Below are 25,648 nucleotides of genomic sequence, written 5' to 3' on the forward strand. Positions count from 1 at the left end.
GGTTCTGCCGTACCACAACGGGGGCCAAAACGGTCCCCTTTTTCGGACATTGACGAACGAAGCGACGAACGTCCAGCCGCGGTGCAACGATCGGCCAGCCTACCTCGCGCTGTACGCCGACCGGGTCAGGGGGCGAGGTCCGAACGCAGCGCCGAGAGCAGGAACACGACCGCGCGTTCGCGCTCCGACCATGCGGCCGTGTCGAGTTCGACGGACTGGAGGAGCGAGCACCGGACGGTGTATCCGTTCCCGCCCAGGGCAGCGCCGAGCGCCTCGGCCTCGTCCCGCGTCGAGGCATGGGTCACGATGCGCTCCGGCCGCCGTTCGGTGACGGCGGTGACGACGGGGACCCCGCCGCCCCCGATCCGTACGACGTCGGGTTCCGGCAGCCGTTCCAGCACATGGGGGGCCCGGCCCTCGACGACCTGGAGCTGGACCCCGAACGCCCGTGCCGCCGCGGCGGTACGGGCACAGGCGGCCGGGTCGCTGTCGACGGCCAGGACCGCCGCGCCGAAGCGGGCGGCCTCCACGGCCAGGGCCCCGCTGCCGGAGCCGATGTCCCAGAGGAGGTCGCCGGTCCGGGGCCCCAGGCGGGCCAGTTGGGCGGCGCGCAGCCCCGGGGACTCGCCTTCGCCGCTCTCCCCGCCGCCCTCGGCGGCAGCGCCCGGGTAGGCCTCCGCGGGCAGTGCCCAGCCGCGTACGCCGTGGGGGTGGGCGGGGTGACTGCCGGCGATCCAGGCGCCGGTGGCCTGCGGTTCGGGGCCGCCGCCGATGACGATGACCACGTTGGGGTCGCGCCAGACGTGGTCGGCGGCCTTGTCGGAGGTGACGACGGTGACCTGTTCGCGGGCGGTGCCGAGTTCCTCGCAGATGACGAAGGTGCGGTGGACGCCCTCCAGGAGCAGGGCGAGTTCGGCGGGGCCCGCGCCGGGCGAGGTGAGGACGGCGACCTTGTGGTGGGCACGGCAGACGTTGACGGCGCGGCGCAGGGTGCGGGGGTGGGCGACGACCGTCCGGGCGTCCTCCCACGGCATTCCCGCGCGGGCGAAGGCGGCGGCGACGGAGGACACGGCCGGGACGACCTCGACCTCCAGGCCGTGTTCGGGTGCGCGGAGGTTGCGGACGACTCCGAAGAAGCCGGGGTCTCCGTCGGCGAGGACCACGGCGCTGCCCCGGTGGCCGGCGATCCGGCGGGCGGCCAGGTCGATGGAGCCCAGGCGGATCCGTTCGGCGTTCGCCGGGACTTCGGGGAGTGCGAGGTGGTGGGCGGCTCCGGCGACGAGCGTGGCGGCCGAGAGGGCGGCCGTGGCCGCTCCGGTCAGTGGCGAGCCGTCCCAGCCGATCACGGTGACCCGATCGGCCATCTGTCGTCAGTCTCCTGGAGTCGTCGCAGGTGGGGATGTTGGTGAGGGGCGGGCAGGGTGAGAGTACCCGGTCCGTGCCGACCTGGGGTCAGGGCCCCTTCGCGGGGTCAGTTCCAGTCGTTGTAGGCGCCGTAGCCGCCCGCGTCGGCGAGCTGCTCGGCGACGCCTTCGAGGTCCTCGGGAAGCAGGCCCCAGACGATCAGGTCGGTCCGGATGTCGGTCCAGCCGCCGTCCGTGCCGTTCTCGGTCCGGGTGCGCGCTATGCGGGCGTTGCGCAGGACTCCCTCGCTGATGCAGCCGAGCTTCTGGGCGACCTGCTGGGAGGCGGTGTTGTCGGCGGCGGTGCGCAGTTCGATGCGCTCGAAGCCCTGGTCCCGGAAGAGCCACTGGGCCACCGCCAGCACGGACTCGGTGGCGTATCCCTCGCCACGGGCCCAGGGGGCGGTGATGTAGGCGGCCTCGGTGGCGAGGGTGCGCCAGTCGGTGTTGCGGAGCCGGACCGAGCCGACGAGCCGCTGGGTGAGGAATTCGGTGACGGCGAGGACGATGCCGTCGCCGGTGGTGCGCTGGGCGGGAGCGATCCGGCGGACCCAGCGTTCGGCGTCGACCTGGGTGTAGGGGTGGGGGGCCTCGGTCCAGGCGACGACCAGCTCGTCGTTCATCATCTCGATGTACGCGGGGACGTCCGCCATGTCGAAGGGGCGCAGCACCAACCGATCCGTGCTGATGGAGATGTCCGGAAAGGTGGAAGTCATGCGCAGCTCCATGCCGAAGACCGTTAAAGGCACAGCATGCAGCATCGGCCCGATGTCGCGCATGGGCGGGTCCGTACGACGGAGCCCCGCGCCCCCTCGGTGGGGTGCGCGGGGCTCCTGGGACAAATGCCGTGCGGGTGTCAGGACTTGGCGGCGGTGCCGAAGGCCGGGATGACGGAGCCCTGGTAGGTGTCCTCGATGAACTTCTTGACCTCGTCGGAGTGCAGGAGCTTCACGAGCTTCTGGACGCGGGGGTCCTTCTCGTTGCCCTTCTTCACGGCGATGATGTTGGCGTAGGGGTTGCCGTCGGCCTTTTCGAGCGCCAGGGCGTCCTTGGAGGGCTTGAGGTCGGCCTCGATCGCGTAGTTGCCGTTGATGACGGCGGCGTCGACGTCGTTCAGGGCACGGGGCACGGTGGCGGCCTCCAGCTCCTTGAACTCCAGGCCCTTCTTGTCGGTGATGTCGCTCAGCTTGGCGCTGGTGCCGACGCCGGCCTTGAGGGTGATGAGGCCGTTCTCGGCGAGGAGCTGGAGCGCGCGGCCCTCGTTGGTGGTGTCGTTGGGGACGGCGACGGTCTGGCCGGCCTTGATGTCCTTCAGGTCCTTGACCTTCTTGGAGTACAGGCCGAGGGGCTCCAGGTGGACGGTGCCGACCGAGACGAGGTGGGTGTTCTTCTTCTTGTTGAAGTCGTCGAGGTACGGCTGGTGCTGGAAGAAGTTGGCGTCGACCTGGCCGGTCTCGGTGGCGGTGTTCGGCAGGACGTAGTCCGTGAACTCCTTGACCTCCAGCTTGAGGCCCGCCTTCTCCGCCAGGTTCTTCTTGACGAAGTCCAGGATGTCGGCGTGCGGCGTCGGGGACGCGGCGACGACGAGCGCCTTGGAGGTGTCGGCCTTGGCACCGGTCCCGCTCTTGGCGCCCGGGTCGGACGACGTACCGCAGGCGGTGAGGCCGAGGGCGATGGCGGCGGTGGCTGCGGCAGCTGCGGTGATCTTGATGTTCTTACGCACGAAAAGTGCCTCTTTCTGGTGGTGAGGGTGGTGCGCCCGGACAAGGAGTTCGGGCTTGTGAGCGGAGAGGAGGTCTCAGGAGGTGGTGCGGCCCCGGCGGGCCAGCAGGCGTACGGCTCCGTCGCCGATCAGCTGGATCACGGTCACGATGACGATCAGCAGCGCGACGGTGATGAGCATGAACTGGTTGTCGAAGCGCTGGAATCCGTAGGTGACGGCCTTGGAGCCGAGCCCTTCGCCGCCGACCGCGCCGGCCATCGCGGAGTAGCCGATGAGCACGATGACGGTGGTGGTGACGCCCGAGATGAGCGAGGGCAGCGCCTGCGGCAGCAGGACCTTGCGGACGATCGTCGGGATGGATCCGCCCATCGACTGGACGGCCTCGACGAGTCCGTGGTCGACCTCGCGGACGGCGGTCTCGACGAGCCGGGCGAAGAACGGGACGGCGCCGACGGAGAGCGGAACGATCATCGCGGACGGGCCGATGAAGGTGCCGACGACCCAGGTGGTGAAGGGGATCAGGGCGATCAGCAGGATGATGAACGGCAGCGAGCGGCCGATGTTCACGATCGCGCCGATGACCTTGTTCACCGGGGTGTTCCGGAGCAGTCCGCCCTTGTCGGTGAGGACCAGCAGGACGCCGAGCGGCAGTCCCACGAGCACGGTGACGACCGTGGACCAGAGCACCATGTAGAGGGTGTCGATGGTCCCCTGGGTGAGCAGCGGCTGCATTTCGGACCAGGTCACTTCGCCACCTCCTTGGTGAGCGGGGCGGGGGTCTGTACGGGGATGGCGGTGCCGTCGTTCTCCACGACCTCGGCCTGGAGGCCCTGCTCGCGCAGGAAGCCGATCGGGACGACGTTCTCCTCGAAGCGGCCGGGCAGCTCGATGCGCATCCGGCCGATCTGCTTGCCGCCGACGGTGTCCATCGCGGCGCCCAGGATCGAGATGTCGATGTTGTACGTGCGCGAGAGCTGGGAGATCACCGGCCGGCCGGCCGCGTCGCCGTGGAAGGTGACGTCGACGACCGTGCACTCGGGGCCGGAGGCCGTGCCACCGACGGGGAACAGCTCGTGGGCCAGTTCGGAGCCGGGGGTGGCGAGCAGTTCGCCGACGGTGCCGGACTCGACGACGCGCCCCTTCTGCATGAGCGCCGCGGAGTCGCAGATCGTCTTGACGACGTCCATCTCGTGCGTGATGAGCAGGACGGTCAGGCCGAGCTGCTGGTTGAGGTCGCGCAGCAGTTGGAGGATGGAGCGGGTGGTCTCGGGGTCGAGGGCCGAGGTCGCCTCGTCGGAGAGCAGGATCTTGGGGTCCCCGGCGAGGGCGCGGGCGATGCCGACGCGCTGCTTCTGGCCGCCGGAGAGCTGGCCGGGGTAGGCCTTGGCCTTGTCGGCGAGGCCGACCAGGTCGAGGAGTTCGAGGGCCTTGCGGGAGCGGTCCCGGCCGGAGACGCCGAGGATCTCCAGCGGGAGTTCGACGTTGTCCTGGACGGTGCGGGAGGCCAGCAGGTTGAAGTGCTGGAAGACCATGCCGATGCGGCTGCGTGCCTCGCGCAGTTCCTTGCCGGCCCGGCGGCCGCGTCCGGCGAGTGCGGTGAGGTCCTGGCCGCCCACGGTCACGGTGCCGGAGGTGGGGCGTTCCAGGAGGTTGATGCAGCGGATCAGGGAGGATTTGCCGGCGCCGCTCTGTCCGATGACGCCGTACACCTCGCCCTCGCGGACGTGCAGGTCGACGCCGTCCAGGGCGGTGACCTGGCGGCCGCGCGACTGGTAGACCTTCGTGAGGCCCGAAGTGGTGATCACAGGGGTTTCCGTCACTGTCGAGTGCGCGGCGCGGTGGCCGCCGGGCACGGGGCATTCGTCTGATGAGACGGTCTGGACGTTTCGATCGGACGTTCCAAGCGGGGGTCTCGGCACGGCTCGGGGCGGCGGGTGGCCGGGCGGCGGTGCTGGGGCAGGCTCTTTCCGCTGGATGCGGACGGCTCGGGCTCGGGCTCGCTTCGGGGCGCGAGGCTCAGGCGTGGGCCCTCAGAAGGTGCGCATTCGACACATACAACGAGCACCGGGCGTCGTGATCGCCTCGGTCGCAAGGATGCGGTTGCTCGTCGTGGTCATGCCCCAAGTAAAACAGACGTAACGTTCCGCCCGACCCGCCTGTCCGAATAGCGGACAGACGTGGATGGCGGTGCGAGCCGGTTCGGCCGGTCGCCGGGATTTCCGCTCCCCCGGCTGTGACCTGCATCGATACGGCGGACAGGGCTTCGGTGGCCGCATCCGCGACCGGTTCGGAACGGTCGCGGGTTGTGGCCAAGGCCACGACTCCCGTCCCTGCCGCCCGTCGGGCCCGCGGTCCGGCGGGCACGGGGGCGCACGCAGGGGGTCGTTCGGTCCGTAATACCCTCGGCTCATGCTTGACGCCCTGACGGTCGCGGTCGCCGTGGCTGCGCTCGCCCTCGCCGCCTGGTGCGGATTCGCCGCGTACCGGGACCAGCCGACCAAGGACTGGCACTTCATCGGGATGGCCGTGGTCTCGCTGCTGGGGCTGGCCCAGCTGGTGGTGGGCATCGTGCAGCTGTCCCGGGGCGAACGGCCCGAGCAGGGCATGACGATCTTCATCGCGTATCTGATCGGGGCCTTCCTCGCGGTGCCCGCGGCCGGTTTCCTGTCGCTGACCGAGCGGACCCGGTGGGGTTCGGTGACGGTGGCGGCGGGCGCGATCGTGCTGGCCGTCCTCGAAGTACGGCTCTACGACATCTGGGGAAACTGACCGTGACCGACACCGATCGCGCCCCCGCGGCGGCCACCGGCGAGAAGCAGCCCTTCGACCTCGGCACGGGACCCGGCCGGGTACTGGTCTGGTTCTACGGGGTGTTCACCGTCGCGGCCGCCTCCCGCTCGATCGTCCAGATGATCCTGGACTTCGGCAAGGCCCCGCTCGCCTATGTGCTGTCGGCCGTCGCCGCGCTCGTGTACGGGTTCATCACGTACTCGCTGGTGCGCGGGGGCGAGAAGGCGCGCAGGACGGCGCTGGTGTGCTGCGCCGCCGAGCTGCTGGGTGTGCTGGTCGTCGGGACCTGGACGATGGCGGAGCCCTCGGCGTTCGCGGACGCCACCGTCTGGTCCGACTTCGGCATGGGGTACCTGTTCATCCCGGTGATCCTGCCGATCACCGGGATGATGTGGCTGCGCCGGGCGAGGAAGGCGTAGCGGCTCAGAGGCTGTCGGGTGACGTCCGCTTTCCGATCGGAGGTCACCCGACAGGCTCTCAGGCGCTGGCCACGTACGCGGGCTTGGTGGCGTCCTTCTCCAGCAGGATCATCAGGACGCCGTCCCGGCCGGTCTCGTTGCCCACGGGGGCGTAACCCGCCCGCCGGTAGAGCCGGAGATTGCTCTCGCTGCGATGACCGGTGTGCAGCCGGAACCGGGTGGCCGACCGCTCGTCGGTGAGTCCCGCCTCCGCCGCCCGCAGCAGCCGGGCACCGAGACCGTGGCCCTGGAGCCGGGGGTGGACGCAGAGCCTGCCGATCTCCCCCGCGCCGTCCTGACCGATGGTTCCCCGGACCGAGCCCACCACCTCGTCACCCAGCCGCGCCACGAACACCAGGTTCGTGGCGATCTCGGCGTGCAACGAGTCGAGGGTCTGGACGAGCGGGTCGATCCGGTAGTTCCCGTACAGCTCCGCCTCGCTCTGGAAGCAGAGGTACTGGAGTTTCAAGATCTGTTCGGCGTCCTGTGCCGTCGCCGCCGAGATGATCACGCTCATGCCCATGTGCGCATGCCTCCGCCCACCTGATCCACCGGTTGTCTAACGCTCCTTTCCCCGCAGTTCAGGAGCCGCAACCTCCGCCGCGAGCATTCTGCGCAGACATCCAAGGCAACGGGAACGGATCGGGCCCAAACTCCCCTGTGACATACCCAACTTCCCTGCGATTTCCCGGTAGGTGGGATCGCCGGGCGCAAGCATCGCCGCCAGCAGCCGGGCGCACCTGCCGGGCAGCCGGTCCACCGCCGCGCGCAGCGCCCTGCGTTCGTCGGCGCCGAGGGCGAGCCGCTCGGGGCAGCCGGCCGGATCCGCGGCGGAGTCGTCGCGGTAGGGGCGTTCGTGCCGGGCGGTGCGGCGGGCCCTGCGGGCCTCTCCCCGTACGGCGTCCCGCACCCAGCGGGCCGGGTCCACCGGCGGCCCCTCTCCGGCGAGTCGCTCCAGCAGCCGCAGCCAGACGGCCTGTTCGAGATCGGCCGGTTCGATCGCCGCGCCCGTCAGCGAGGCGGCCGCCTCGGCCATAGCCTCGGCGCTCACCAGCGGATACAGGGCGCGGATGACGGAAGCGGGGGCCGGGGCGGGTCCCGCGGGAGCAAGATCGAGAAGCGTCATGCCCCGGCCGACGCGCCCGCGCCCGGGGCCGGTTGCCGTACCGGGCGAGCACCACCCGACCGGGGCACGCCCCGGCCGGGTGCTGACGCGGGTGTCACTTCCCGGCGAAGTCCGCCGCGGCGAGCAGGGCCGTGTCCGGGTTGTCGGAGAAGACGCCGTCGATGCCCGTCGCGAAGTACGTCTGGAACGCGCCGAACGCGTCGCCGTAGGCGTTGGGGTCCGTGCCGCGCCGGAAGTCGGCGGGAAGGAAGGTGTTCTCGTTGCGCATGGTGTAGGGGTGCAGGACCAGGCCCTGGGCGTGCGCGTCCTTCACCAGGGTGGTCGGTGCGGTGAGCCGCCCCGAGGCGTCCTTGGGGATGACCAGGTCCAGGGTGGGGCCGATGCCCTGCGCGAAGGAGGCCATCCACTTCAGCCCCTCGGGCTTCACCAGGTCCGCCACGGTGCGCGGGTCACCGGACGTCACGAAGTCCCAGGGGCGCTCGCCCGCGCCGGAGAGCAGCACGACGCGCGGGGTCGCGACGAGCCGCGCCAGCCGCTGGATGCTGCCGAGCTCGAAGGACTGGAGGATGAGCGGCGACTGCTGACGGTGCCGGTTGTAGCGGCGCAGCAGCTTGGCGAGCGGCTCCTCGAGTCCGAGGCCGAGGCCGCGGAAGTAGGTGGGGTGCTTGGTCTCGACGTACAGCCAGACGGGCTTTCCGCGCCTGCGGCCCTCCCGGTCGGCCCAGCGCAGCACCTCCTCGAAGGTGGGGATCTCCCAGCGGCCGTCGTAGAGCGTGTTCTTCTGACGGGTGCCGGGGATGCGCTCCTTGGCCCGCAGTGTCTTCAGTTCGGCGAGGGTGAAGTCTTCGGTGAACCAGCCGGTGAGGGAGACGCCGTCGACCTTCTTCGTGGTCCTGCGGCTCGCGAACTCGGGGTGGGCGGAGACATCGGTGGTGGCGGTGATGTCATTCTCGTGACGGCATACCAGGTGGCCGTCCTTGGTCGGCACCAGGTCCTGCTCGACGATGTGCGCGCCCATGTCGAGGGCCAGCTGGTAGGAGCCGAGGGTGTGCTCGGGCCGGTAGCCGCTGGTGCCGCGGTGTCCGATGACGGTGGGCACCGGCAGGTCGAGGCGGAAGCCGTGACCGCCGTGGCGTCCGGCGGTGTTCGCCGCGTTGTCGGCGGCGGCCGGGCCGCCGGCCAGGCCGAGGGCGGCCGTGCCCAGTACGGCGGCTCCCGCTCCCAGCATGGTTCTGCGGCCGGGACCGGCCTGCGCGCGCTCAGTCATGAATGCTCCTCGCGTGTGATGTCTGGCACCTGTCGGGCGAGGCCCGAGCGTAGGCAGCGGTACCGTCGTGGGGGCAGCTCCTGGACGAACATGGCGCAAACTCATGTCAACACCGCGTATCCGCTCCATGAACCCGATGTGCGATCAGCGAGTACCCGCGAGTATCGTCCTCACCTGCATGGACCGTCACGATCCCCGCACCTCGGCCGGCCCGGCCACTACACCGGAGGAACCGTTGTCCCGACACGCACTCATCAAGGCAGTGCTCGGACCGATCTTGCGCCTGATGTTCCGCCCCCAGGTGGAGGGTGTGGAGAACATCCCCGGGGACGGTCCGGTGATCCTCGCGGGCAACCATCTGACGTTCATCGACTCGATGATCATGCCGATCTGCTGCCACCGGCCGGTGTTCTACATCGGCAAGGACGAGTACGTGACGGGCAAGGGGCTCAAGGGTCGGGCGATGGCCTGGTTCTTCACCGGCTGCGGCATGATCCCGGTGGACCGGGACGGCGGCCGCGGCGGTGTCGCGGCGCTGATGACGGGCCGTCGGGTGCTGGAGGAGGGCAAGGCGTTCGCCATCTACCCCGAGGGCACCCGCTCCCCCGACGGCCGTCTGTACCGGGGCCGCACGGGCATCGCCCGGCTGACGCTGATGACGGGCGCGCCGGTGGTGCCGTTCGCGATGATCGGCACGGACAAGCTGCAGCCCGGCGGGGCCGGCCTGCCCCGTCCCGGCAAGGTGACGGTCCGCTTCGGTGAGCCGATGGAGTTCTCCCGCTACGAGGGCATGGACCGCGACCGCTATGTGCTGCGGGCGGTGACCGACTCCGTGATGGCCGAGGTGATGCGGCTGTCCGGTCAGGAGTACGTCGACATGTACGCCACGAAGGCCAAGGCCGCGTGAGCTGAGGCGCGAAGCGCCGACGGCAGGACATGCGGAAGGGCCCGTACCCCGGTTTCCCGGTGGTACGGGCCCTTCCGCGTGTCCGGACGACCCGGGCGGCTACTGGTGCACGATGCCGTCCTCCAGCTTCTGACCGCGCAACAGGAACCAGGCGGCGACGGCCGTCGCCAGCAGGACCGCCGCGCCGACACCCGCGGCTAGCCGCAGCCCTTCGACGAACGAGTCCTGCGCCGCGGCGACCAGCGCCTGTCCCTGCGGGGCCGGCAGACCGTGGGCGGCCTCGACCGCGCCGCCCAGCGATTCGTGCGCCGCGGCGGCATTGGCCGACGGGGTCCCCGCGGGCGATTCGAACTTCTGGTAGACGCCGGTGACGATGGAGCCGAGCAGGGCGATACCGAGGGCCGCGCCGAGTTCGTACGCCGTCTCGGAGACCGCGCCGGCGGATCCCGCCTGCTCCTTCGGGACGCTGGAGAGGATCACGTCGGAGGTGACGGTGAAGGCGAAGCCCGCGCCCACACCGACGATGAGCAGCACCGCCCCGATCAGCGGGTAGGCGGTCTCCTGGTGGATCAGGGTGACCGCGGCGAGCGCCAGGCCGATCGCCCCGAGACCGCCGGTCACCACCGAGCGCACCGAGAAGCGACGGGCCGCCCGGCCGGCGAGCAGACCTGCGGCGACGGCGCCGACGGCCGCGGGCAGTTCCGCGAGACCGGCCTCCAGCGGCCCTCGGCCCTGCACCAGTTGGAGGAACTGGGAGAGGAAGAAGACCAGCCCGGACAGGCCGAGGATGGTCAGCAGGTCGGCGAGGACCGCGCCCGAGAAGCCCCGGTGGTGGAAGAGCCGCATGTCCAGCAGGGGTGCGGGGAGCGTGAGTTGCCTGCGTACGAACCAGCAGAGCGCGGCCACGCCACCGAGGCCGGCGAGGACGGTCCCCCAGCTCGGGCCGTGCGCCGCCAGTTCCTTGACGGCGTACACGACGCCGATCATGCCCATGAAGGAGAGCGCGACGCTCACCAGGTCCCAGGGGCCCGGGGCCGGGTTCCTGGACTCGGGGATCATCCTGGCGCCGACGACCACGAGGATCGCCATGACGGGCAGGTTGATCAGGAAGACCGAGCCCCACCAGAAGTGCTCCAGCAGGAGTCCGCCGACCACGGGGCCGACGGCTGCTCCGGCGGAGGCCATCGCTCCCCAGATCCCGATGGCGAGGCTGCGCTCGCGCGGGTCGTGGAAGAGGTTGCGGATCAGGGCGAGCGTGGACGGCATGAGGGTGGCACCCGCGACACCGAGCAGTGCCCGCGCCAGGATCATCATCTCGGGGGTGTGCGCGTAGGCGTTGAGCACCGAGACCGCGCCGAACGCCGTCGCACCGCACAGCAGCAGCTTCTTGCGGCCGATACGGTCGCCGAGGCTGCCCATCGAGACGAGGAGTCCGGCGATGACGAAGGAGTAGACGTCGCCGATCCACAGGAGCTGGGTACCGGTCGGTTCGAGGTCCTCGGTGAGGAAGGGGGTCGCCAGGCCGAGGACGGTGGCGTCGATCGCCACGAGCAGCACGGCGAGGACGAGCACGGCCAGAGCGATCCACCGCCCCGGACGGTGCAGTTCGTCCGAGGTCTCCACCCGCTGTTCGATACGGCTCATTGCTCCACGCTCCGGCGTGCACCGCCGAGCAGCAACTCGACGATCATGTATTGGAAGTCCTGGCTCGCGACCCGGCCGTCCTGGACGGCCCAGGCGGCGGAGGAGATGAGGCCGTAGAGGGCCTCGGTCAGCCAGGCGGGGGTGAGGTCGATCCGGAATTCGCCGCGCTCCTGGCCGCGCCTGAAGAAGGCGGAGACCCGGGCGTCGAGGCGGCTCCAGCCCTCGTTCACCTCTTCGCCCTCGAAGAGCTGGTTCTCGGTGACGAGGAAGGAGAGCAGTCCGGCGCTCGGCTCGACGGCCGCGACGAAACGGCGCAGTGCGTCCTGCGCGGCGCCCTCGTCGAGCGCGGCGGCGTCCAGAGCCGCTTCGACCTCCTGGATGCCCAGGTTCTCCAACGCTCTGACCAGGGCGTCCCGTCCGGCGAAGTGCCGGTGCAGGGTGGCCCGCCCGATGCCTGCGGCTCTGGCGACCTCGTCCATGGTGGCGGTCGATTTGCGGGTCAGCAGAACGGCGGCGCTGCGCAGCACCTGCTCACGGTCGAGACTCATGAGACAAGCATAGACCATATGAGACATCAATGTCTCACTGGAAAGCTGTGTCCTCCCCCGGAGGGAGGGAGGACCATGGCGCCATGAAGCCGCTGCTGCTGATCGACATCGACGGTCCGCTCAATCCCTACGCGGCGCTCGCGCACCTCCGGCCACCGGATGGTTATGCGAAGCATCTGATGCGGCCGACGGGGTGGGACTACGGGCCGCCCCTGCCCGTCCTGCTCAACCCGGAGCACGGGACGGCGCTGCGGTCCCTGGCCGGCCGGTACGAGCTGGTCTGGGCGACGACCTGGAAGGACGAGGCCAACATCTGGATCGGGCCGCGCCTCGGGCTGCCCCCGCTGCCGTACATCGACTGGCCGTCGATGCACGGCAGCACGCCGGACGGCACGTACTGGAAGACGCGGTACGTCGTGGAGTACGCGGCCGGCCGGCCGTTCGCCTGGGTCGACGACGAGATCACCGGGCAGGACCGGGAGTGGGTCCTCGGCCAGGGGGCCGGCGAGGCGCTGCTCCGGTGGATCGACCCCGGGATCGGTCTGCTGCCGTCCGATTTCGCGGCGCTCGCGGCGTGGGCGGACGGCAGTCGGCGGGACGGGCCCGTCAGTCGTCGAGGACCGTCAGATCGAGGCCGGGCAGGCGGGCCGGGTCGTTGATCACGGACATCTCGACGACCTTCCCCCGGACGACCGTGAAGACCATGACCGAGAACCGCCGACCCTCGCGCGTCGCGATGACGGCCGGTTCCCCGGCGACCAGTGCCCGCTGCGACGACCGCGCGAACGGCGCGAACATCATCGCCCGACGGGCCACGGCCTCGGCGCCCCGCACCAGGGCCGGGGCACCGGCACCCCCGGCGCCGGCGTCGGACCGCACCACCACGTCCGGATCGAGCACGGCCACCAGGGCCTCGAAGTCGCCGTCCCGGGCGGCGGCCAGGAAGGCGGCGACGACCTCGCGCTTGCGGGCCAGACCGGGGTCCGGGACCGGTTCCACGCCCTGCACCCGGCGCCGCGCCCGGCTGGCGAGCTGCCGGGTCGCGGCCGGGGTGCGGTCCACGACGACGGCGATCTCGTCGTAGGGCACGGCGAACATGTCGTGCAGCACGAAGGCGAGCCGCTCGGCGGGGTCGAGCGTTTCGAGCACGACGAGCATCGCGAGACCCACCGAGTCGGCCATCAGCGCCTGCTGCTCGGGGTCGGCCTCCGGCCGCTCGCCGAGGTCCGGGCCAGGGGCATGCCCCTCGGGCGCCCCGGTGTCGAGGGGTTCCTCGCGGCGGGAGCGGCGGGAGCGGAGCATGTCCAGGCACACCCGCCCGACGACCGTCGTCAGCCAGCCGCCCAGGTTCTCGATCGCCCGGTCGTCGGAGCGGCTGAGCCGGATCCAGGCCTCCTGGACGGCGTCCTCCGCCTCGCTCGTCGAGCCGAGCATCCGGTAGGCCACGGCCTTCAGCCGGTTCCGGTTCTCCTCGAAGCGCTCTGCCAGGAACTCATGTCCGTCCACAGTCACATTCCTCCGTCGTGTTCCGTCACAGCACTGACGGACGGAACCCCGTCGATGTGACGGACGGCCCGCGCCGCTCCCGGTGGCGTCCGGTCAGCTCCAGGGCAGCCCGGCGCGGTGGCGCCAGTACGCCTCGGGCTCCTCCACCAGCGCGTCGAGCCGGGCGCGCCGCTCCTCGTCGAGGTCGACGACGGCCGCGTGCAGGTTTCCGGCGAGCTGGTCGACGGTCGCCGCGCCGGAGAGCACCACCCCGGCCCAGGGCTGGTGCAGCGCGAGTGCCAGGGCGACCGCGTCGCTGCCGACACCGGTATCGGCGGCGATCTCCTGGACCACGGCGGGGGCTTCCGTTCCGGCGAGCCGTCCGTTGGCCATGGCTTCCTTGACGATCACGGTGAGGCCGGCGGCACTGGCCTCGGCGAGCGCCGTCCCGGCGGAGGTCTCCAGGGCGTTGTAGGTGGCCTGGACCGTACGGAAGAGCGGCTCGCCGTCCACGGTGACGGTCAGGGCGGCCCGGATCGCATCGGCCTGGGCGGGTCCGCTGGTCGAGAGGCCGACGCTGACGCCCTCCTCGGCGAGCGCGGCCAGCCGTGCGTGCAGTTCCTTGTCCGTGAGGGCCGGGCTGTCGGCGGTGACCGAGTGGATCTGGTAGAGGTCGAGGCGGTCGCCGAGCAGTGCGTCGGTCTCGGCCCGCTGGCGCAGGAACGTGGCGAGGCCGTGGTCCTTGACCTCGTGCGCCTCGGCTTCGATGCGCCAGTCGGCGGTGTAGGTGTAGCCCCATTTGCTGCCGATGACGACGTCGTCCGCCTCGGGGTGTGCCGTCAGCCAGTCGGCCAGGAACTCCTCCGAACGGCCGTAGGAACGGGCCGCGTCGACGTAGCGGACGCCCTGTGCGTAGGCGGCGTCGAGCAGCTCGTGGGTGCGTTCGCGCATCGCCTCGACGCCGCGGTCGGCGGGCAGATCGCGGTCGCGGTGGAGATTGATGTAGCCGGGCCTGCCGACCGCCGCCAGGCCGAGTCCGATGTGGGCGGTCGGCGTCGTCGCTGTGGCCAGCCGGGCGAAAGGCATCGTTGGGCTCCTCGTCGATCGGGTGCGCTCCCCCGTCAACGTAACCCAGCTCACGGAAACCGGAAGGCGGGGAGCGTACGACCGCTCCCCGCCCCGATGCCGCTCTCGTCGCGGTCAGCTCTTCGCGGTGGCCCAGGCCTGCTGGACGGCGAGGTCTGCCTTCACCTCGGCGAGCTGGACGGCCACGGCCGACGGGGCCGTGCCGCCGCGGCCGCTGCGGGAGGCGAGCGCACCGGCGACGTCGAGGACCGTGCGGACCTCGGGGGTGAGGTGCTCGGAGATCTTGGCGAACTGCTCGTCGGTCAGCTCGTCGAGCTCGATGCCGTGCTGCTCGCACTCCTTGACGCACTCACCGGCGACCTCGTGGGCGACGCGGAAGGGCACGCCCTGCTTGACCAGCCACTCGGCGATGTCGGTGGCGAGCGAGAAGCCGGCCGGGGCCAGCTCCTCCATGCGTTCGCGGTGGACGGTGAGGGTGGCCATCATGCCGGTGAAGGCGGGCAGCAGGACCTCCAGCTGGTCGCAGGAGTCGAAGACCGGCTCCTTGTCCTCCTGGAGGTCGCGGTTGTACGCGAGGGGGAGGGCCTTCAGCGTGGCCATCAGGCCGGTCAGGTTGCCGATCAGCCGGCCGGACTTGCCGCGGGCCAGCTCGGCGATGTCCGGGTTCTTCTTCTGCGGCATGATCGAGGAGCCGGTGGAGAAGGCGTCGTGCAGGGTGACGAAGGAGAACTCCTTCGTGTTCCAGATGATGACCTCCTCCGCGATCCGGGAGAGGTTCACGCCGATCATCGCGGTGATGAAGGCGAACTCGGCGACGAAGTCGCGGGAGGCCGTTCCGTCGATGGAGTTGGCGACGGACCCGTGCTCGAAGCCGAGGTCCGCGGCGACCGCCTCCGGGTCGAGTCCGAGGGACGACCCGGCCAGGGCGCCGGAGCCGTACGGCGAGACGGCGGTCCGCTCGTCCCACTGGCGCAGCCGCTCGGCGTCCCTGGACAGGGGCTGCACATGGGCCAGGACGTGGTGGGCGAAGAGCACCGGCTGGGCGTGCTGCAGATGAGTACGGCCGGGCATCGCGACGTCCGGGTGTGCCTCGGCGAGGCCGACCAGCGCGCCCTGCAGTTCGGCGATCAGACCGCCGATGATCCGGGCGTGGTCGCGCAGGTACATCCGGAAGAGCGTGGCGATCTGGTCGTTGCGGGACCGGCCGGCCCGCAGCTTGCCGCCGAGGTCGGGGCCGAGGCGCTCCAGCAGTCCGCGCTCCAGCGCGGTGTGGACGTCCTCGTCGGCGATGGTGCCGGTGAAGGAGCCGTCGGCGACATCGGCTTCGAGCTGGTCGAGACCGGCGATCATGCGGCTCAGCTCGTCCTCGGTGAGCAGGCCCGCCTTGTTCAGGACGCGCGCGTGGGCGCGGGAGCCGGCGATGTCGTACGGCGCGAGCCGCCAGTCGAAGTGGACGGAGGCGGACAGCTTGGCCAGCGCCTCGGCCGGACCGTCGGCGAAGCGGGCGCCCCAGAGGCGTACGTCGCTGTTGCCGTTGCCGTTGCTCACTGCGTGCTCCTCGGGAAGAACAGGGTGGTGGGTGTGCGGCCGCCTCCCCACGCGGAGGGCCGGGGAGGCGGAGACGTAACTGCTGGGGGTCGGGCGAGGTCACGCTTCCCGGGCTTCCGCCCGGTCACGGGTCTCTCCTCACGGCGCGATCACCGGTAGGCATAACTATGCAGACCTCTGCATGATTTGTCAAAGGTGCGACTGCCGCCCCGTACCCCCGGAATGGACGTCCCGCCAGGTGGAATCACCTCGCCATCACCCGAGTCGGCGCCGACAATGGTCGCCATGGGGAAAACATATGAACGCATCGAAGGACGGATCAGGACCTTCATCGAAGAGCAGCACATCTTCTTCACGGCGACGGCGCCGCTGGCCGGCGAGGGCACGGTCAACCTCTCTCCCAAGGGCGTCAGCGGTTCGTTCGCCGTCATCGACGAGCTGACCGTGGCCTACCTGGACTTCGCCGGCAGCAACGCCGAGACCGTCGCCCACCTCCGCGAGAACGGCCGGATCACGCTGATGTGGTGCGCCTTCCAGGGCCCGCCGAACATCGTGCGGGTGCACGGCCGCGGTGAGCCGGTCTTCCGTGACGATCCGCGGTTCGGCGCGCTGCTCGCCCACTTCCCGGACGTGGACCCCGACCTCCACGGGCTGCGCGCCGTCGTCGTGGTGCGGGCCGAGCTGATCCGGGACACCTGCGGCTACGGGGTGCCGTTCATGTCGTACGACGAGGACCGGTCGCTGCACGCCCAGCGCTTCGCCCGCGAGGACGACGCCTCGCTCGGTGCCTACTTCGAGAAGAAGGAGCACATCGCGACGAGTATCGACGGGCTTCCGGGGCTGCCGCTCCCGCTGCCGGCGATGCCCCGGACGGACCGGGGACCGGCGGATCGTCTTTGAGCCGTACGGAGCAGAACCGCGGGTGGCGCCCGGCCGGCGGGTCTACCGTCCGGACATGCGCAGATCTCTGGTGACCTTTTCGGCACTGCTCGCGCTGGCAAGCTCGGTCGCGGCCCGGCCCGCCGCCGCGCCGCCGCTGCCGGGTCGAATGGCCGACACCGGCGGCGGCACTCAGCTGATCACGGCCGAGGCCCCGGCCAGGGGCTCCACCACGGGCACCGTCACCTGGTGGAATCTGCGCCGGGGGGTCTGGGTGAAGGGCGGGTCCACGCCCGCCAGGTTCGGTGCGAAGGGCCTGGCCGAGGGGGCGACTCGCAAGCAGGGCACGAACACCACACCCACCGGCCTGTACGACCTGCCGTACGCCTTCGGGATCAAGCCCGCACCGGCCGGCACCGTCCATCCGTACCGCCGGGTCGGCGACCGGTCGTGGTGGTGTCAGGACAACGCGGCGCGGGCCTACAACCGCTGGGTGGAACCGCGGCCCAAGGACTGCCGGGCGGGCGAGGCGGAGCACCTGATCGCGTATCCGACCGAGTACGCCCGCGCGCTCGTCATCGGGTTCAACTACGCACGGCCGGTACGGGGTCGCGGCGCCGGGATCTTCCTGCACGTCAACGGGCGTGGCGCGACCGCCGGTTGTGTCTCCGTACCGGCGGCCGCGATGGACCGGATCCTCGACTGGGTGGACCCGGCCCGTCGTCCGCACATCGCGATCGGGACCCGGTCGGGCCCGACCGCGATCACGCGCTACTGACGGGACCCGGCAACACCGGTCCGCTCAGCGCTCGTTCTGGGCCAGTCGCAGCAGATGGTCGGCGAGCGCCTGACCGCCCGCCGGGTCACGGCTGATCAGCATCAGGGTGTCGTCGCCCGCGATGGTGCCGAGGATGTCGTGCAGTTCGGCCTGATCGATGGCCGAGGCGAGGAACTGGGCCGCGCCCGGAGGAGTGCGCAGCACCACGAGGTTGGCCGATGCCTCCGCGGAGATGAGCAGTTCGGCGGAGAGCCGCCGCATCCGCTCCTCCTTCGCCGACCCGCCCAAGGGTGCCTGCGGGGTACGGAATCCGCCCTCGCTCGGCACCGCGTAGATCAGCTCGCCGCCGGTGTTGCGGATCTTCACCGCGCCCAGCTCGTCCAGATCGCGGGAGAGCGTCGCCTGGGTGACGCTCAGCCCGTCGTCGGCGAGGAGCTTCGCCAACTGGCTCTGCGAGCGCACCGGCTGCCGGTTCAGGATGTCCACGATCCGGCGGTGGCGTGCGGTGCGGGTCTGCGGCACGGACGGCCCGCCGTACTCGGTTTCCTGCGCCTCGGTCATCGTCGTCGCCTCATTCTCCGGATCGTCCGTCCCCTTGTGCCGCGTCGAGAGCGCCGGGCAGTGCCCGGAGCAACGCGTCCACTTCCGCGTCGCCGATGATCAGCGGCGGCATGAGCCGCAGGACATCGGGGGCGGGTGCGTTCACCAGGATTCCGGCTCCCTGAGCCGCCTGTTGCACCTGAGGCGCGAGGGGCTCGGTGAGCACGATACCCAGCAGCAGTCCGGAGCCGCGGACATGGGAGACCAGCGGGTGACCGAGGCCCTCCACGCCGTCCCGGATCTTCTCGCCGAGCCGCTTGACCCGGTCCAGGACGCCGTCGGCGGCCAGGGTGTCCAGGACGGCGAGACCGGCGGCGCAGGCGATCGGGTTGCCGCCGAACGTCGTGCCGTGCTGGCCCGGATGCAGCAGCTCGGCCGCCGGGCCGAAGGCCACGGTCGCGCCGATCGGCAGTCCGCCGCCGAGGCCCTTGGCGAGGGTGACGACGTCGGGCTCGATGCCCTGGTGGGCCTGGTGCTCGAACCACTGGCCGCAGCGGCCGATGCCGGTCTGCACCTCGTCGAGGACGAGCAGGGTGCCGGTGGCCCGGGTGATCTCCCGGGCGGCCTCCAGGTATCCGGCGGGCGGTACGACCACACCGTTCTCGCCCTGGACGGGTTCGATGATCACCAGCGCGGTGTCGGTGGTGACGGCGGCCCGCAGGGCGTCCGCGTCGCCGTACGGGACGTGCGTGACGTCGCCGGGCAGCGGAAGGAACGGCTCGCGCTTCTTGGGCTGGCCGGTGAGTGCGAGCGCGCCCATGGTCCGGCCGTGGAAGCCGCCGTCGGTGGCGACCATGTGGGTCCGCCCGGTCAGCCGGCCGATCTTGAAGGCGGCCTCGTTGGCCTCGGCGCCCGAGTTGGCGAAGTAGACGCGTCCGGTCCGGCCGAAGAGCTGGAGCAGCCGTTCGGCGAGGGCGACGGGCGGTTCGGCGATGAAGAGGTTGGAGACATGGCCGAGGGAGGCGATCTGGGTGGAGACGGCCTCGACGACGGCGGGGTGGGCGTGCCCCAGCGCGTTCACCGCGATCCCGCCGACGAAGTCGAGGTACTCGGTGCCGTCGGCGTCCCACACATGGGCGCCCTCGCCGCGGACCAGGGACAGTTGCGGAGTCCCGTAGTTGTCCATCAGCGCGTGGCTCCAGCGCTGTGCGAGCTCCTGGTTGCTCATGACTCCCCCTGCGCGTCGGGCTGTGCGTCGGGCACGACCATCGTGCCGATTCCTTCGTCGGTGAAGATCTCCAGCAGGATCGAGTGCTGGACCCGGCCGTCGATCACGCGGGCGGTCTCGACGCCGTTGCGCACGGCGTGCAGGCAGCCCTGCATCTTCGGCACCATGCCGCTGGAGAGTTCCGGCAGCAGCTTCTCCAGCTCGGCCGCGGTGAGACGGCTGATCACGTCGTCGCTGTTGGGCCAGTCCTCGTAGAGGCCCTCGACATCGGTGAGGACCATCAGCGTCTCGGCGTTCAGCGCGGCGGCGAGCGCCGCGGCCGCGGTGTCGGCGTTGACGTTGTAGACGTGGTTGTCGTCGGCGGAGCGTGCGATGGAGGAGATGACCGGGATCCGGCCGTCGTCCAGCAGCGCCTGGATCGCCCCGGTGTCGATGGCGGTGATCTCGCCGACCCGGCCGATGTCGACGAGTTCGCCGTCGATGGTCGGCCGGTGCTGGGTGGCGGTGATCGTGTGGGCGTCCTCGCCGGTCATGCCGACGGCGAGCGGTCCGTGCTGGTTGAGCAGGCCGACGAGTTCCCGCTGGACCTGTCCGGCGAGCACCATCCGTACGACGTCCATCGCCTCGGGCGTGGTGACGCGCAGACCTGCCTTGAACTCGCTGACCAGGCCCTGCTTGTCGAGCTGGGCGCTGATCTGCGGGCCGCCGCCGTGCACGACGACGGGCTTGAGGCCGGCCTGGCGCAGGAAGACCACGTCCTGGGCGAAGGCCGCCTTCAGCTCGTCGTCGATCATGGCGTTGCCGCCGAACTTGATGACGACGGTCTTGCCGTTGTGCCGGGTCAGCCAGGGCAGCGCCTCGATGAGGATCTGCGCCTTCGGGAGTGCGGTGTGCTTCCGCGCCGCGCTCATGAGCTGTACGCGCTGTTCTCGTGGACGTAGTCCGCGGTGAGGTCGTTGGCCCAGATGACGGCGGACTCGGTGCCGACGGCGAGGTCGGCGGTGATCTTGACCTCCCGGTAGCGCATGTCGACCAGGTCGCGGTCCTCGCCGACGCCGCCGTTCTTGCAGACCCAGACGTCGTTGATGGCGACGTTCAGCTGGTCGGGCTCGAAGGCGGCCTTCGTCGTGCCGATCGCGGAGAGGACCCGGCCCCAGTTGGGGTCCTCGCCGTGGATGGCGCACTTGAGGAGGTTGTTACGGGCGATGGAGCGGCCCACCTCGACGGCGTCGTCCTCGGTCGCGGCGTTGACGACCTCGATCCGGATGTCCTTGGAGGCGCCCTCGGCATCGCCGATGAGCTGCCGGGCGAGGTCCGCGCAGACGGTCCGTACGGCCTCGGCGAACTCCGCCTGATCCGGAGTGATTCCACTCGCCCCGGAGGCCAGCAGCAGCACGGTGTCGTTGGTCGACATGCAGCCATCCGAGTCGACCCGGTCGAAGGTGGTACGGGTGGCGGCGCGCAGCGCGGAGTCGAGTCCGGCGGCGTCGACATCGGCGTCGGTGGTGAGGACGACCAGCATGGTGGCGAGGCCCGGGGCGAGCATGCCCGCGCCCTTGGCCATGCCGCCGACGGTCCAGCCCTCGCCGCCCGCGACGGCGGTCTTGTGGACGGTGTCGGTGGTCTTGATCGCGATGGCGGCCTTCTCGCCGCCGTGCTCGCTGAGGGCGGCGGCGGCCTGCTCGATGCCGGGCAGCAGCTTGTCCATCGGGAGCAGCGTGCCGATCAGCCCGGTCGACGCGACCGCGATCTCGCCCGCGTTGTGGCCGGTGAGTACCTCGGCGGCCTTCTCGGCGGTGGCGTGGGTGTCCTGGAAGCCCTTCGGCCCGGTGCAGGCGTTGGCGCCACCGGAGTTGAGCACGACGGCGGTGACCTCGCCGCCCTTCAGTACCTGCTCCGACCAGAGGACGGGGGCGGCCTTGACACGGTTGGAGGTGAAGACGCCCGCGGCGGCGCGACGCGGACCGTGGTTGACCACGAGGGCCAGGTCCGGGTTACCGCTCTCCTTGATTCCCGCGGCGATGCCCGCCGCGGAGAACCCCTGTGCTGCCGTGACGCTCACGGTGCGACTCCGATCGTGGAAAGACCTGTGTCCTCGGGAAGTCCGAGGGCGATGTTCATGCTCTGCAGGGCGCCGCCGGCGGTGCCCTTGGCGAGGTTGTCGATGGCGCTGATCACGATGATCCGGCCCGCCGCCCCGTCGTGGGCGACCTGGATCTGTACGGCGTTGGAACCGTAGACGGACGCCGTGGCGGGCCACTGCCCCTCGGGGAGCAGGTCGACGAAGGGTTCGTCGGCGAACGCCTTCTCGTACACGTCACGGACGGACGCGGCGCTCACCCCGGGCTTCGCCTTCGCACTGCAGGTGGCGAGGATGCCGCGGGGCATCGGCGCCAGGGTCGGCGTGAAGGACACCGTGACCGGTTCACCGGCCGCCGCGCTGAGGTTCTGGATCATCTCGGGGGTGTGCCGGTGGGCGCCGCCGACGCCGTACGGGGACATGTTGCCCATCACCTCGGAGCCGAGCAGATGCGGCTTGGCCGCCTTGCCCGCCCCGGAGGTGCCGGACGCGGCGACGATCACGGCCTCGGGCTCGGCCAGCTGGGCCGCGTACGCCGGGAAGAGCGCGAGGGAGACGGCGGTCGGGTAGCAGCCGGGCACCGCGATACGCTTGGAGCCGGCCAGCGCCGAACGTCCGCCCGGCAGTTCGGGCAGACCGTAGGGCCAGGTGCCGGCGTGCGGCGAGCCGTAGAACCTCTCCCAGTCCGCGGCGTCCTTGAGCCGGAAGTCGGCGCCCATGTCGACGATCAGCACCTCGTCACCGAGCTGCTCGGCCACGGCGGCGGACTGTCCGTGCGGGAGGGCGAGGAAGACGACGTCGTGCCCGGCGAGAACCTCGGCGGTGGTCGGCTGGAGCACCCGGTCGGCGAGCGGCCGCAGGTGCGGCTGCAGCGCGCCGAGCTTCTGCCCGGCGTTGGAGTTGGCCGTGAGCGCCCCGATCTCGACCTGGGGGTGAACCAGCAGGAGACGGAGCAGCTCCCCGCCGGCGTATCCACTCGCCCCTGCCACTGCTGCGCGTACCACCATCGAAACCTCCTCGTCGATGGCATGACTATACGCAGCTATGCACTTTTATGCAAAGCTTTGGGGGGCGGTTCGGCGGTCGGCATGCCGGGGTGACCCGCATGGCCGTCCTCTGCCGGGGCCTTGAGCTCCACCGGGAATCACGCCCGGAGCACGCCTTCACGACGAAGCCCGATTCGCGTCCGCCGCGGCCGGGCCGGCGAACGGCGCTCCGTGGCCGGGGGCTCGTACATCAACTACCGTCCCGTCGCCCGATCTTGAGGAGCCACCGGTCCGGGTGCTCGGCTCCCCCGGTGACGGGAATCGAAGAAGTGGACGCGTTCGACGGCCTCGGCCCGGTGGTCCACCGGCACGCGGTGGACCACCGGAAGCGGTGGGTGAACGCGGGTTGTGCCCTGCTCGTCGCCGTCCCGTCCGGCCGGCTCGGCGTGTGGGTCCCCTGGTACGGCAGGGCGGGCGGCCCGCTGCTCGCCGGGGCGGCGGCCTGCGTGGCGGCTGTCGCGGCGATGATCCTCTTCATCGTGGACCACCCGGACAAGGAGTACCGGGTCTCCGCGGGCGAGGGCATGACCATGGTGCAGTGCATCGAACCGGGCATCAGCTCGGCGGGCTACGACTTCCTGGCCGCGGGCATGCTGGTGTGCGCCGTCACCGCGATCCCCCTCGTCGTCCTCTATGTACAGGGCCGGGCCTATCGCTGAACCACCCGGCCCGTGGCACCCGGTCCGGCGTGGAACGGCCGCTCCGCACCCAGCAGTTCCCGGGTGTGCTGGCCCAGGGCGGGGGCCGGGTCGCGGAAGGTGTCCAGACCCGCTCCGAAAGTCACGGGGAAGCGGGCCTGCGGGCAGGCGGCGGGGTCGGCGGGGGTGCTGAACAGCTGCCGGGCCGTCGTGTGGGGGTCGGCCAGGAGTTCGCCGGGGGTGGTGAGGACGGGTGCCCAGGGGGCGTCGAGATCGCTCAGCCGTTCTTGCCACCAGGCGTAGTCGCGGGCCCGGAAGATTCCTCGCAGCAGATCGCTCACCGCCTGCCGGGCGGCGGTGCGGGATGCCCGCAGGTCGTAGGCGGGGGTGTTCAGCGCGGGGAAGTCGTCCGCCAGTCCGGTACGGAAGCGGTGCCAGAACTTGTCCTCGAACGTGGCGAGGGAGAGGCCGCGTCCGTCGGCGGTGGTGAAGGTGTCGTTGTCGCCCTGGACCAGGCCCGCTTCGAGGGGGTCGGGGACATCGCGCAGCGGCAGCGCGAAGAGGGAGCACCAGGCGGTGATGGACTCGCTGAGGGATACGTCGATGTGCTGGCCCTCGGTCTCGGCGCCGAGGGCGGCGGTCAGGGCGAGGGCCGCGTGCATGGCTCCGGCCATGTCGCCGATCCGTACGCCGGGGCGTGTGATGTGGCCGTCCAGGCCTCCGGGGACGGCGAAGAAGCCGGACAGGCCGAGGAAGTTGAGCTCGTGGCCGGGCTTCTGTGCGTACGGTCCGCTCTGCCCGTAGCCGCTGAGCGAGCACAGCACCAGGCGCGGATTGGCCTCGTGGAGCGTGGCATAGCCCAGGCCCATCCCGTCGAGGACACCGGGGCGGAAGCTCTCCACGACGGCGTCGGCGGTGCGGACCAGGTCCAGGAAGGCGCTCCGGCCGTCCTCGTCACGCAGGTCGAGGACGATCGATCGCTTGTTGCGGTTGAGCGCGTCGAACAGGTCGGGGGCGATCCGCAGGGGGTCGCCGGTGTGGGGGGATTCGACCTTGATGACGTCGGCGCCGAGGTCGGCGAGCAGGGACGTGGCGTACGGGCCGGGCAGGAGCCGGGAGAGGTCGAGGATGCGTTTGCCCGTCAGCGACGACCAGGCGGGGGCTGCGGGGTGGGCGGGGGTGGTCATCGGGTGCACCTGTCCTGCGGTGTGAGAGGTGTCTTGCGGTGTGAGGGGTGCCTCGCGGCGCGAGGGGTGGGAGGCCGGTCAGGCCATGAAGGCGAGACCGTGCGCGATGCCGTTGCGCTGGATCTCGGAGGTGCCGGTCAGGATGCGGAACATGCGGATCTTGCGGAACAGGAACTCGATCTCGTTGCCCTGGGTGAGACCTTCCTTGCCGTGGATCTGGACGGCCTGGTCGAGGATGCGGAAGGCGGACTCGGCGACGAACAGCTTGCTCATGAACGCCTCGGTACGTACGTCCTTGCCCTGGTCGAGGGCGGCGAGCGCGGCGTAGGTCATCGAGCGGGCCGCGTACAGATCGGTGGCCATGTCGGCGACCTTGTGCTGGATGGACTGCAGGGCCAGCAGGGGCTGTCCGCCGGCGACCTTTCGGGTGCGGGTGCGCTCCAGGGTGAGGCCGAGGGCGCGGCGGGTGGCGCCGATGACGGTGGGGCAGTGCAGGAGCCGGTTGGTGGTGACGCGACCGAGCGCGATCCGCATGCCCTTTCCCTCCTCGCCGAGGAGGTTCTGGGCGGGGACGTGGCAGTCGTCCAGCACGATGTCGCTCTCGATGTGCTCGCCGGACATGGGCGTGGCTCCGTCGGCCACCCGGCAGCCGGGGCTGTCGAGGTCGATGAGGAAGGCGGAGAAGGTCGGCTTCTCGCCCTCCTGTTCGCCGGTCCCCGCCATCCGGGCCACGACGATGGCGAAGTCGGCGAAGGGGCCCGCGGAGCTGAAGACCTTGTGGCCGCTCAGGCGGTAGCCGTCGCCGTCGCGGACGGCAGTGGTGCGCATGGACCGGACGTCGGAGCCGGCATCGGTCTCGGTCAGCGAGAAGCAGCAGGCGCGCTCGCCGCGCACCAGGGGCAGCAGGTACTTGTCCAGTTGGTACTCGGTGGCGTGGTCGAGGATGTCACCGGCACGGAGCGGGCCGCCCATGTCGCCGAGCACGCTGTGTCCCAGCACGCGTCCGCAGGCGCCGACTTCCTCCTTCAGGGCGGCCAGGGCGGTGTAGGAGAGGTTCTGACCGCCGTACTGCTCGGGCAGATGGATGCCGTAGAAGCCGAGTTCGCGGCTGCGCTGCCAGACGGGTTCGAGGTCGGAGCGGGCGAGGCGGCTCTCGTGGGTGATGCCGCGGTCGCGTTCGTAGTCGGCGAGTTCGCCGTCGAGGTAGGTGCGGAGCCGGTCGACGAGGCCGGAGACCTGGGGGTCGTCGTAGCTGGGGCGCAGGGAGAAGGTCATGTCGTGGTGATC

The 25,648-nt window shown here is 70.9% G+C and carries 27 protein-coding genes; 7 read left to right on the forward strand and 20 right to left on the reverse strand.

Annotated features, from left to right (window positions below):
• Positions 1-125: 125 nt before the first annotated feature.
• From cbiE to ACFVX4_RS10810, 5 genes are all read right to left on the reverse strand, one after another.
• Entirely contained in the window at positions 126-1,364 is a 1,239-nt protein-coding gene (cbiE, locus tag ACFVX4_RS10790; RefSeq protein ID WP_389974329.1) for a precorrin-6y C5,15-methyltransferase (decarboxylating) subunit CbiE, read from the reverse strand.
• Positions 1,365-1,471: 107 nt separating this feature from the next.
• The gene (locus tag ACFVX4_RS10795) at positions 1,472-2,119 is read right to left on the reverse strand and encodes a GNAT family N-acetyltransferase (RefSeq protein ID WP_266421830.1); all 648 of its coding nucleotides are present in this window, start codon (positions 2,117-2,119) and stop codon (positions 1,472-1,474) included.
• Between the two features lie 140 nt (positions 2,120-2,259).
• Positions 2,260-3,126: a MetQ/NlpA family ABC transporter substrate-binding protein gene (locus ACFVX4_RS10800; protein ID WP_389974332.1), complete on the reverse strand. Its 867-nt coding sequence runs from the start codon at positions 3,124-3,126 to the stop codon at positions 2,260-2,262.
• A 75-nt stretch (positions 3,127-3,201) separates the two neighbouring features.
• A complete protein-coding gene (locus ACFVX4_RS10805) occupies positions 3,202-3,873 on the reverse strand; it encodes a methionine ABC transporter permease (RefSeq protein WP_389974335.1) in 672 nt (223 codons plus the stop codon).
• A complete protein-coding gene (locus tag ACFVX4_RS10810; RefSeq protein WP_389974338.1) occupies positions 3,870-4,931 on the reverse strand; it encodes a methionine ABC transporter ATP-binding protein in 1,062 nt (353 codons plus the stop codon). The genes ACFVX4_RS10805 and ACFVX4_RS10810 overlap by 4 nt, the downstream gene beginning before the upstream one ends.
• A 604-nt stretch (positions 4,932-5,535) precedes the next feature.
• Here ACFVX4_RS10810 and ACFVX4_RS10815 point away from each other — a divergent pair.
• Both ACFVX4_RS10815 and ACFVX4_RS10820 read left to right on the forward strand, forming a co-directional pair.
• The gene (locus ACFVX4_RS10815) at positions 5,536-5,895 is read left to right on the forward strand and encodes a hypothetical protein (protein ID WP_266421820.1); all 360 of its coding nucleotides are present in this window, start codon (positions 5,536-5,538) and stop codon (positions 5,893-5,895) included.
• Positions 5,896-5,897: 2 nt separating this feature from the next.
• On the forward strand, positions 5,898-6,335 hold the full coding sequence (locus ACFVX4_RS10820) for a hypothetical protein (protein ID WP_389974341.1): 438 nt from the start codon (positions 5,898-5,900) through the stop codon (positions 6,333-6,335).
• Positions 6,336-6,393: 58 nt separating this feature from the next.
• Here ACFVX4_RS10820 and ACFVX4_RS10825 read toward each other — a convergent pair whose 3' ends face one another.
• From ACFVX4_RS10825 to ACFVX4_RS10835, 3 genes are all read right to left on the reverse strand, one after another.
• On the reverse strand, positions 6,394-6,897 hold the full coding sequence (locus ACFVX4_RS10825; protein ID WP_389974344.1) for a GNAT family N-acetyltransferase: 504 nt from the start codon (positions 6,895-6,897) through the stop codon (positions 6,394-6,396).
• 36 nt (positions 6,898-6,933) lie between these two features.
• Positions 6,934-7,500 (reverse strand): sigma-70 family RNA polymerase sigma factor, encoded by a 567-nt coding sequence (locus tag ACFVX4_RS10830; protein ID WP_389974347.1) that lies wholly within the window; start codon positions 7,498-7,500, stop codon positions 6,934-6,936.
• Between the two features lie 94 nt (positions 7,501-7,594).
• A complete protein-coding gene (locus ACFVX4_RS10835) occupies positions 7,595-8,767 on the reverse strand; it encodes a glycerophosphodiester phosphodiesterase (RefSeq protein ID WP_389974349.1) in 1,173 nt (390 codons plus the stop codon).
• 235 nt (positions 8,768-9,002) lie between these two features.
• On the opposite strand from ACFVX4_RS10835, the gene ACFVX4_RS10840 reads away from it, so the two are divergent.
• Entirely contained in the window at positions 9,003-9,674 is a 672-nt protein-coding gene (locus ACFVX4_RS10840; RefSeq protein WP_389974352.1) for a lysophospholipid acyltransferase family protein, read from the forward strand.
• 99 nt (positions 9,675-9,773) lie between these two features.
• Here ACFVX4_RS10840 and ACFVX4_RS10845 read toward each other — a convergent pair whose 3' ends face one another.
• Together ACFVX4_RS10845 and ACFVX4_RS10850 are read right to left on the reverse strand one after the other, a co-directional pair.
• On the reverse strand, positions 9,774-11,318 hold the full coding sequence (locus ACFVX4_RS10845; RefSeq protein ID WP_389974355.1) for an MFS transporter: 1,545 nt from the start codon (positions 11,316-11,318) through the stop codon (positions 9,774-9,776).
• Positions 11,315-11,866 carry a TetR/AcrR family transcriptional regulator gene (locus tag ACFVX4_RS10850; protein WP_389974358.1) on the reverse strand — a complete coding sequence of 184 codons (552 nt, stop codon included), beginning with the start codon at positions 11,864-11,866 and terminating at the stop codon, positions 11,315-11,317. The genes ACFVX4_RS10845 and ACFVX4_RS10850 overlap by 4 nt, the downstream gene beginning before the upstream one ends.
• Before the next feature lie 83 nt (positions 11,867-11,949).
• Between ACFVX4_RS10850 and ACFVX4_RS10855 the strand changes: the two genes are divergently transcribed.
• Positions 11,950-12,525, forward strand: coding sequence for a hypothetical protein (locus tag ACFVX4_RS10855; protein ID WP_389974361.1), 576 nt, complete (start codon positions 11,950-11,952; stop codon positions 12,523-12,525).
• On the opposite strand, the gene ACFVX4_RS10860 is transcribed toward ACFVX4_RS10855, so the two are convergent.
• The 3 genes from ACFVX4_RS10860 to argH form a co-directional block, all read right to left on the reverse strand.
• Complete coding sequence (locus ACFVX4_RS10860) at positions 12,473-13,372, reverse strand: sigma-70 family RNA polymerase sigma factor (RefSeq protein WP_389974364.1); 900 nt, start codon at positions 13,370-13,372, stop codon at positions 12,473-12,475. The two genes, ACFVX4_RS10855 and ACFVX4_RS10860, sit on opposite strands and share 53 nt — an antisense overlap.
• A gap of 93 nt (positions 13,373-13,465) precedes the next feature.
• Positions 13,466-14,437 (reverse strand): aldo/keto reductase, encoded by a 972-nt coding sequence (locus ACFVX4_RS10865; protein WP_389974366.1) that lies wholly within the window; start codon positions 14,435-14,437, stop codon positions 13,466-13,468.
• Between the two features lie 114 nt (positions 14,438-14,551).
• Positions 14,552-15,985, reverse strand: a complete 1,434-nt coding sequence (gene argH, locus ACFVX4_RS10870) for an argininosuccinate lyase (protein ID WP_389974368.1) — start codon at positions 15,983-15,985, stop codon at positions 14,552-14,554.
• Positions 15,986-16,270: 285 nt separating this feature from the next.
• Between argH and ACFVX4_RS10875 the strand changes: the two genes are divergently transcribed.
• Together ACFVX4_RS10875 and ACFVX4_RS10880 are read left to right on the forward strand one after the other, a co-directional pair.
• Positions 16,271-16,885: a pyridoxamine 5'-phosphate oxidase family protein gene (locus tag ACFVX4_RS10875; RefSeq protein ID WP_389974370.1), complete on the forward strand. Its 615-nt coding sequence runs from the start codon at positions 16,271-16,273 to the stop codon at positions 16,883-16,885.
• 55 nt (positions 16,886-16,940) lie between these two features.
• Entirely contained in the window at positions 16,941-17,642 is a 702-nt protein-coding gene (locus ACFVX4_RS10880; RefSeq protein ID WP_389974372.1) for a L,D-transpeptidase, read from the forward strand.
• A 24-nt stretch (positions 17,643-17,666) separates the two neighbouring features.
• Here ACFVX4_RS10880 and ACFVX4_RS10885 read toward each other — a convergent pair whose 3' ends face one another.
• From ACFVX4_RS10885 to argC, 5 genes are read right to left on the reverse strand one after another with little or no spacing between them, the layout of a single operon-like run.
• Complete coding sequence (locus ACFVX4_RS10885; RefSeq protein WP_072484461.1) at positions 17,667-18,203, reverse strand: arginine repressor; 537 nt, start codon at positions 18,201-18,203, stop codon at positions 17,667-17,669.
• Between the two features lie 10 nt (positions 18,204-18,213).
• The gene (locus tag ACFVX4_RS10890; protein ID WP_266421785.1) at positions 18,214-19,410 is read right to left on the reverse strand and encodes an acetylornithine transaminase; all 1,197 of its coding nucleotides are present in this window, start codon (positions 19,408-19,410) and stop codon (positions 18,214-18,216) included.
• Positions 19,407-20,321 (reverse strand): acetylglutamate kinase, encoded by a 915-nt coding sequence (argB, locus tag ACFVX4_RS10895; protein WP_389974374.1) that lies wholly within the window; start codon positions 20,319-20,321, stop codon positions 19,407-19,409. The genes ACFVX4_RS10890 and argB overlap by 4 nt, the downstream gene beginning before the upstream one ends.
• Positions 20,318-21,472, reverse strand: a complete 1,155-nt coding sequence (gene argJ, locus ACFVX4_RS10900; protein ID WP_389974376.1) for a bifunctional glutamate N-acetyltransferase/amino-acid acetyltransferase ArgJ — start codon at positions 21,470-21,472, stop codon at positions 20,318-20,320. The genes argB and argJ overlap by 4 nt, the downstream gene beginning before the upstream one ends.
• Positions 21,469-22,497, reverse strand: a complete 1,029-nt coding sequence (gene argC, locus ACFVX4_RS10905; protein ID WP_389974378.1) for an N-acetyl-gamma-glutamyl-phosphate reductase — start codon at positions 22,495-22,497, stop codon at positions 21,469-21,471. Before argC ends, argJ begins: the two co-directional genes overlap by 4 nt.
• Before the next feature lie 290 nt (positions 22,498-22,787).
• Here argC and ACFVX4_RS10910 point away from each other — a divergent pair, with 290 nt between their 5' ends.
• Positions 22,788-23,195, forward strand: a complete 408-nt coding sequence (locus tag ACFVX4_RS10910; RefSeq protein WP_389974380.1) for a hypothetical protein — start codon at positions 22,788-22,790, stop codon at positions 23,193-23,195.
• Here ACFVX4_RS10910 and ACFVX4_RS10915 read toward each other — a convergent pair.
• Together ACFVX4_RS10915 and ACFVX4_RS10920 are read right to left on the reverse strand one after the other, a co-directional pair.
• On the reverse strand, positions 23,186-24,361 hold the full coding sequence (locus ACFVX4_RS10915) for a CaiB/BaiF CoA transferase family protein (RefSeq protein WP_389974383.1): 1,176 nt from the start codon (positions 24,359-24,361) through the stop codon (positions 23,186-23,188). The genes ACFVX4_RS10910 and ACFVX4_RS10915 overlap by 10 nt on opposite strands.
• Positions 24,362-24,439: 78 nt before the next feature.
• Positions 24,440-25,636, reverse strand: coding sequence for an acyl-CoA dehydrogenase family protein (locus tag ACFVX4_RS10920; protein WP_389974386.1), 1,197 nt, complete (start codon positions 25,634-25,636; stop codon positions 24,440-24,442).
• Between the last annotated feature and the right edge of the window lie 12 nt (positions 25,637-25,648).

Source organism: Streptomyces sp. NPDC058240 (genome assembly GCF_042882135.1).
In the GTDB taxonomy this organism is placed as follows: Bacteria; Actinomycetota; Actinomycetes; order Streptomycetales; family Streptomycetaceae; genus Streptomyces.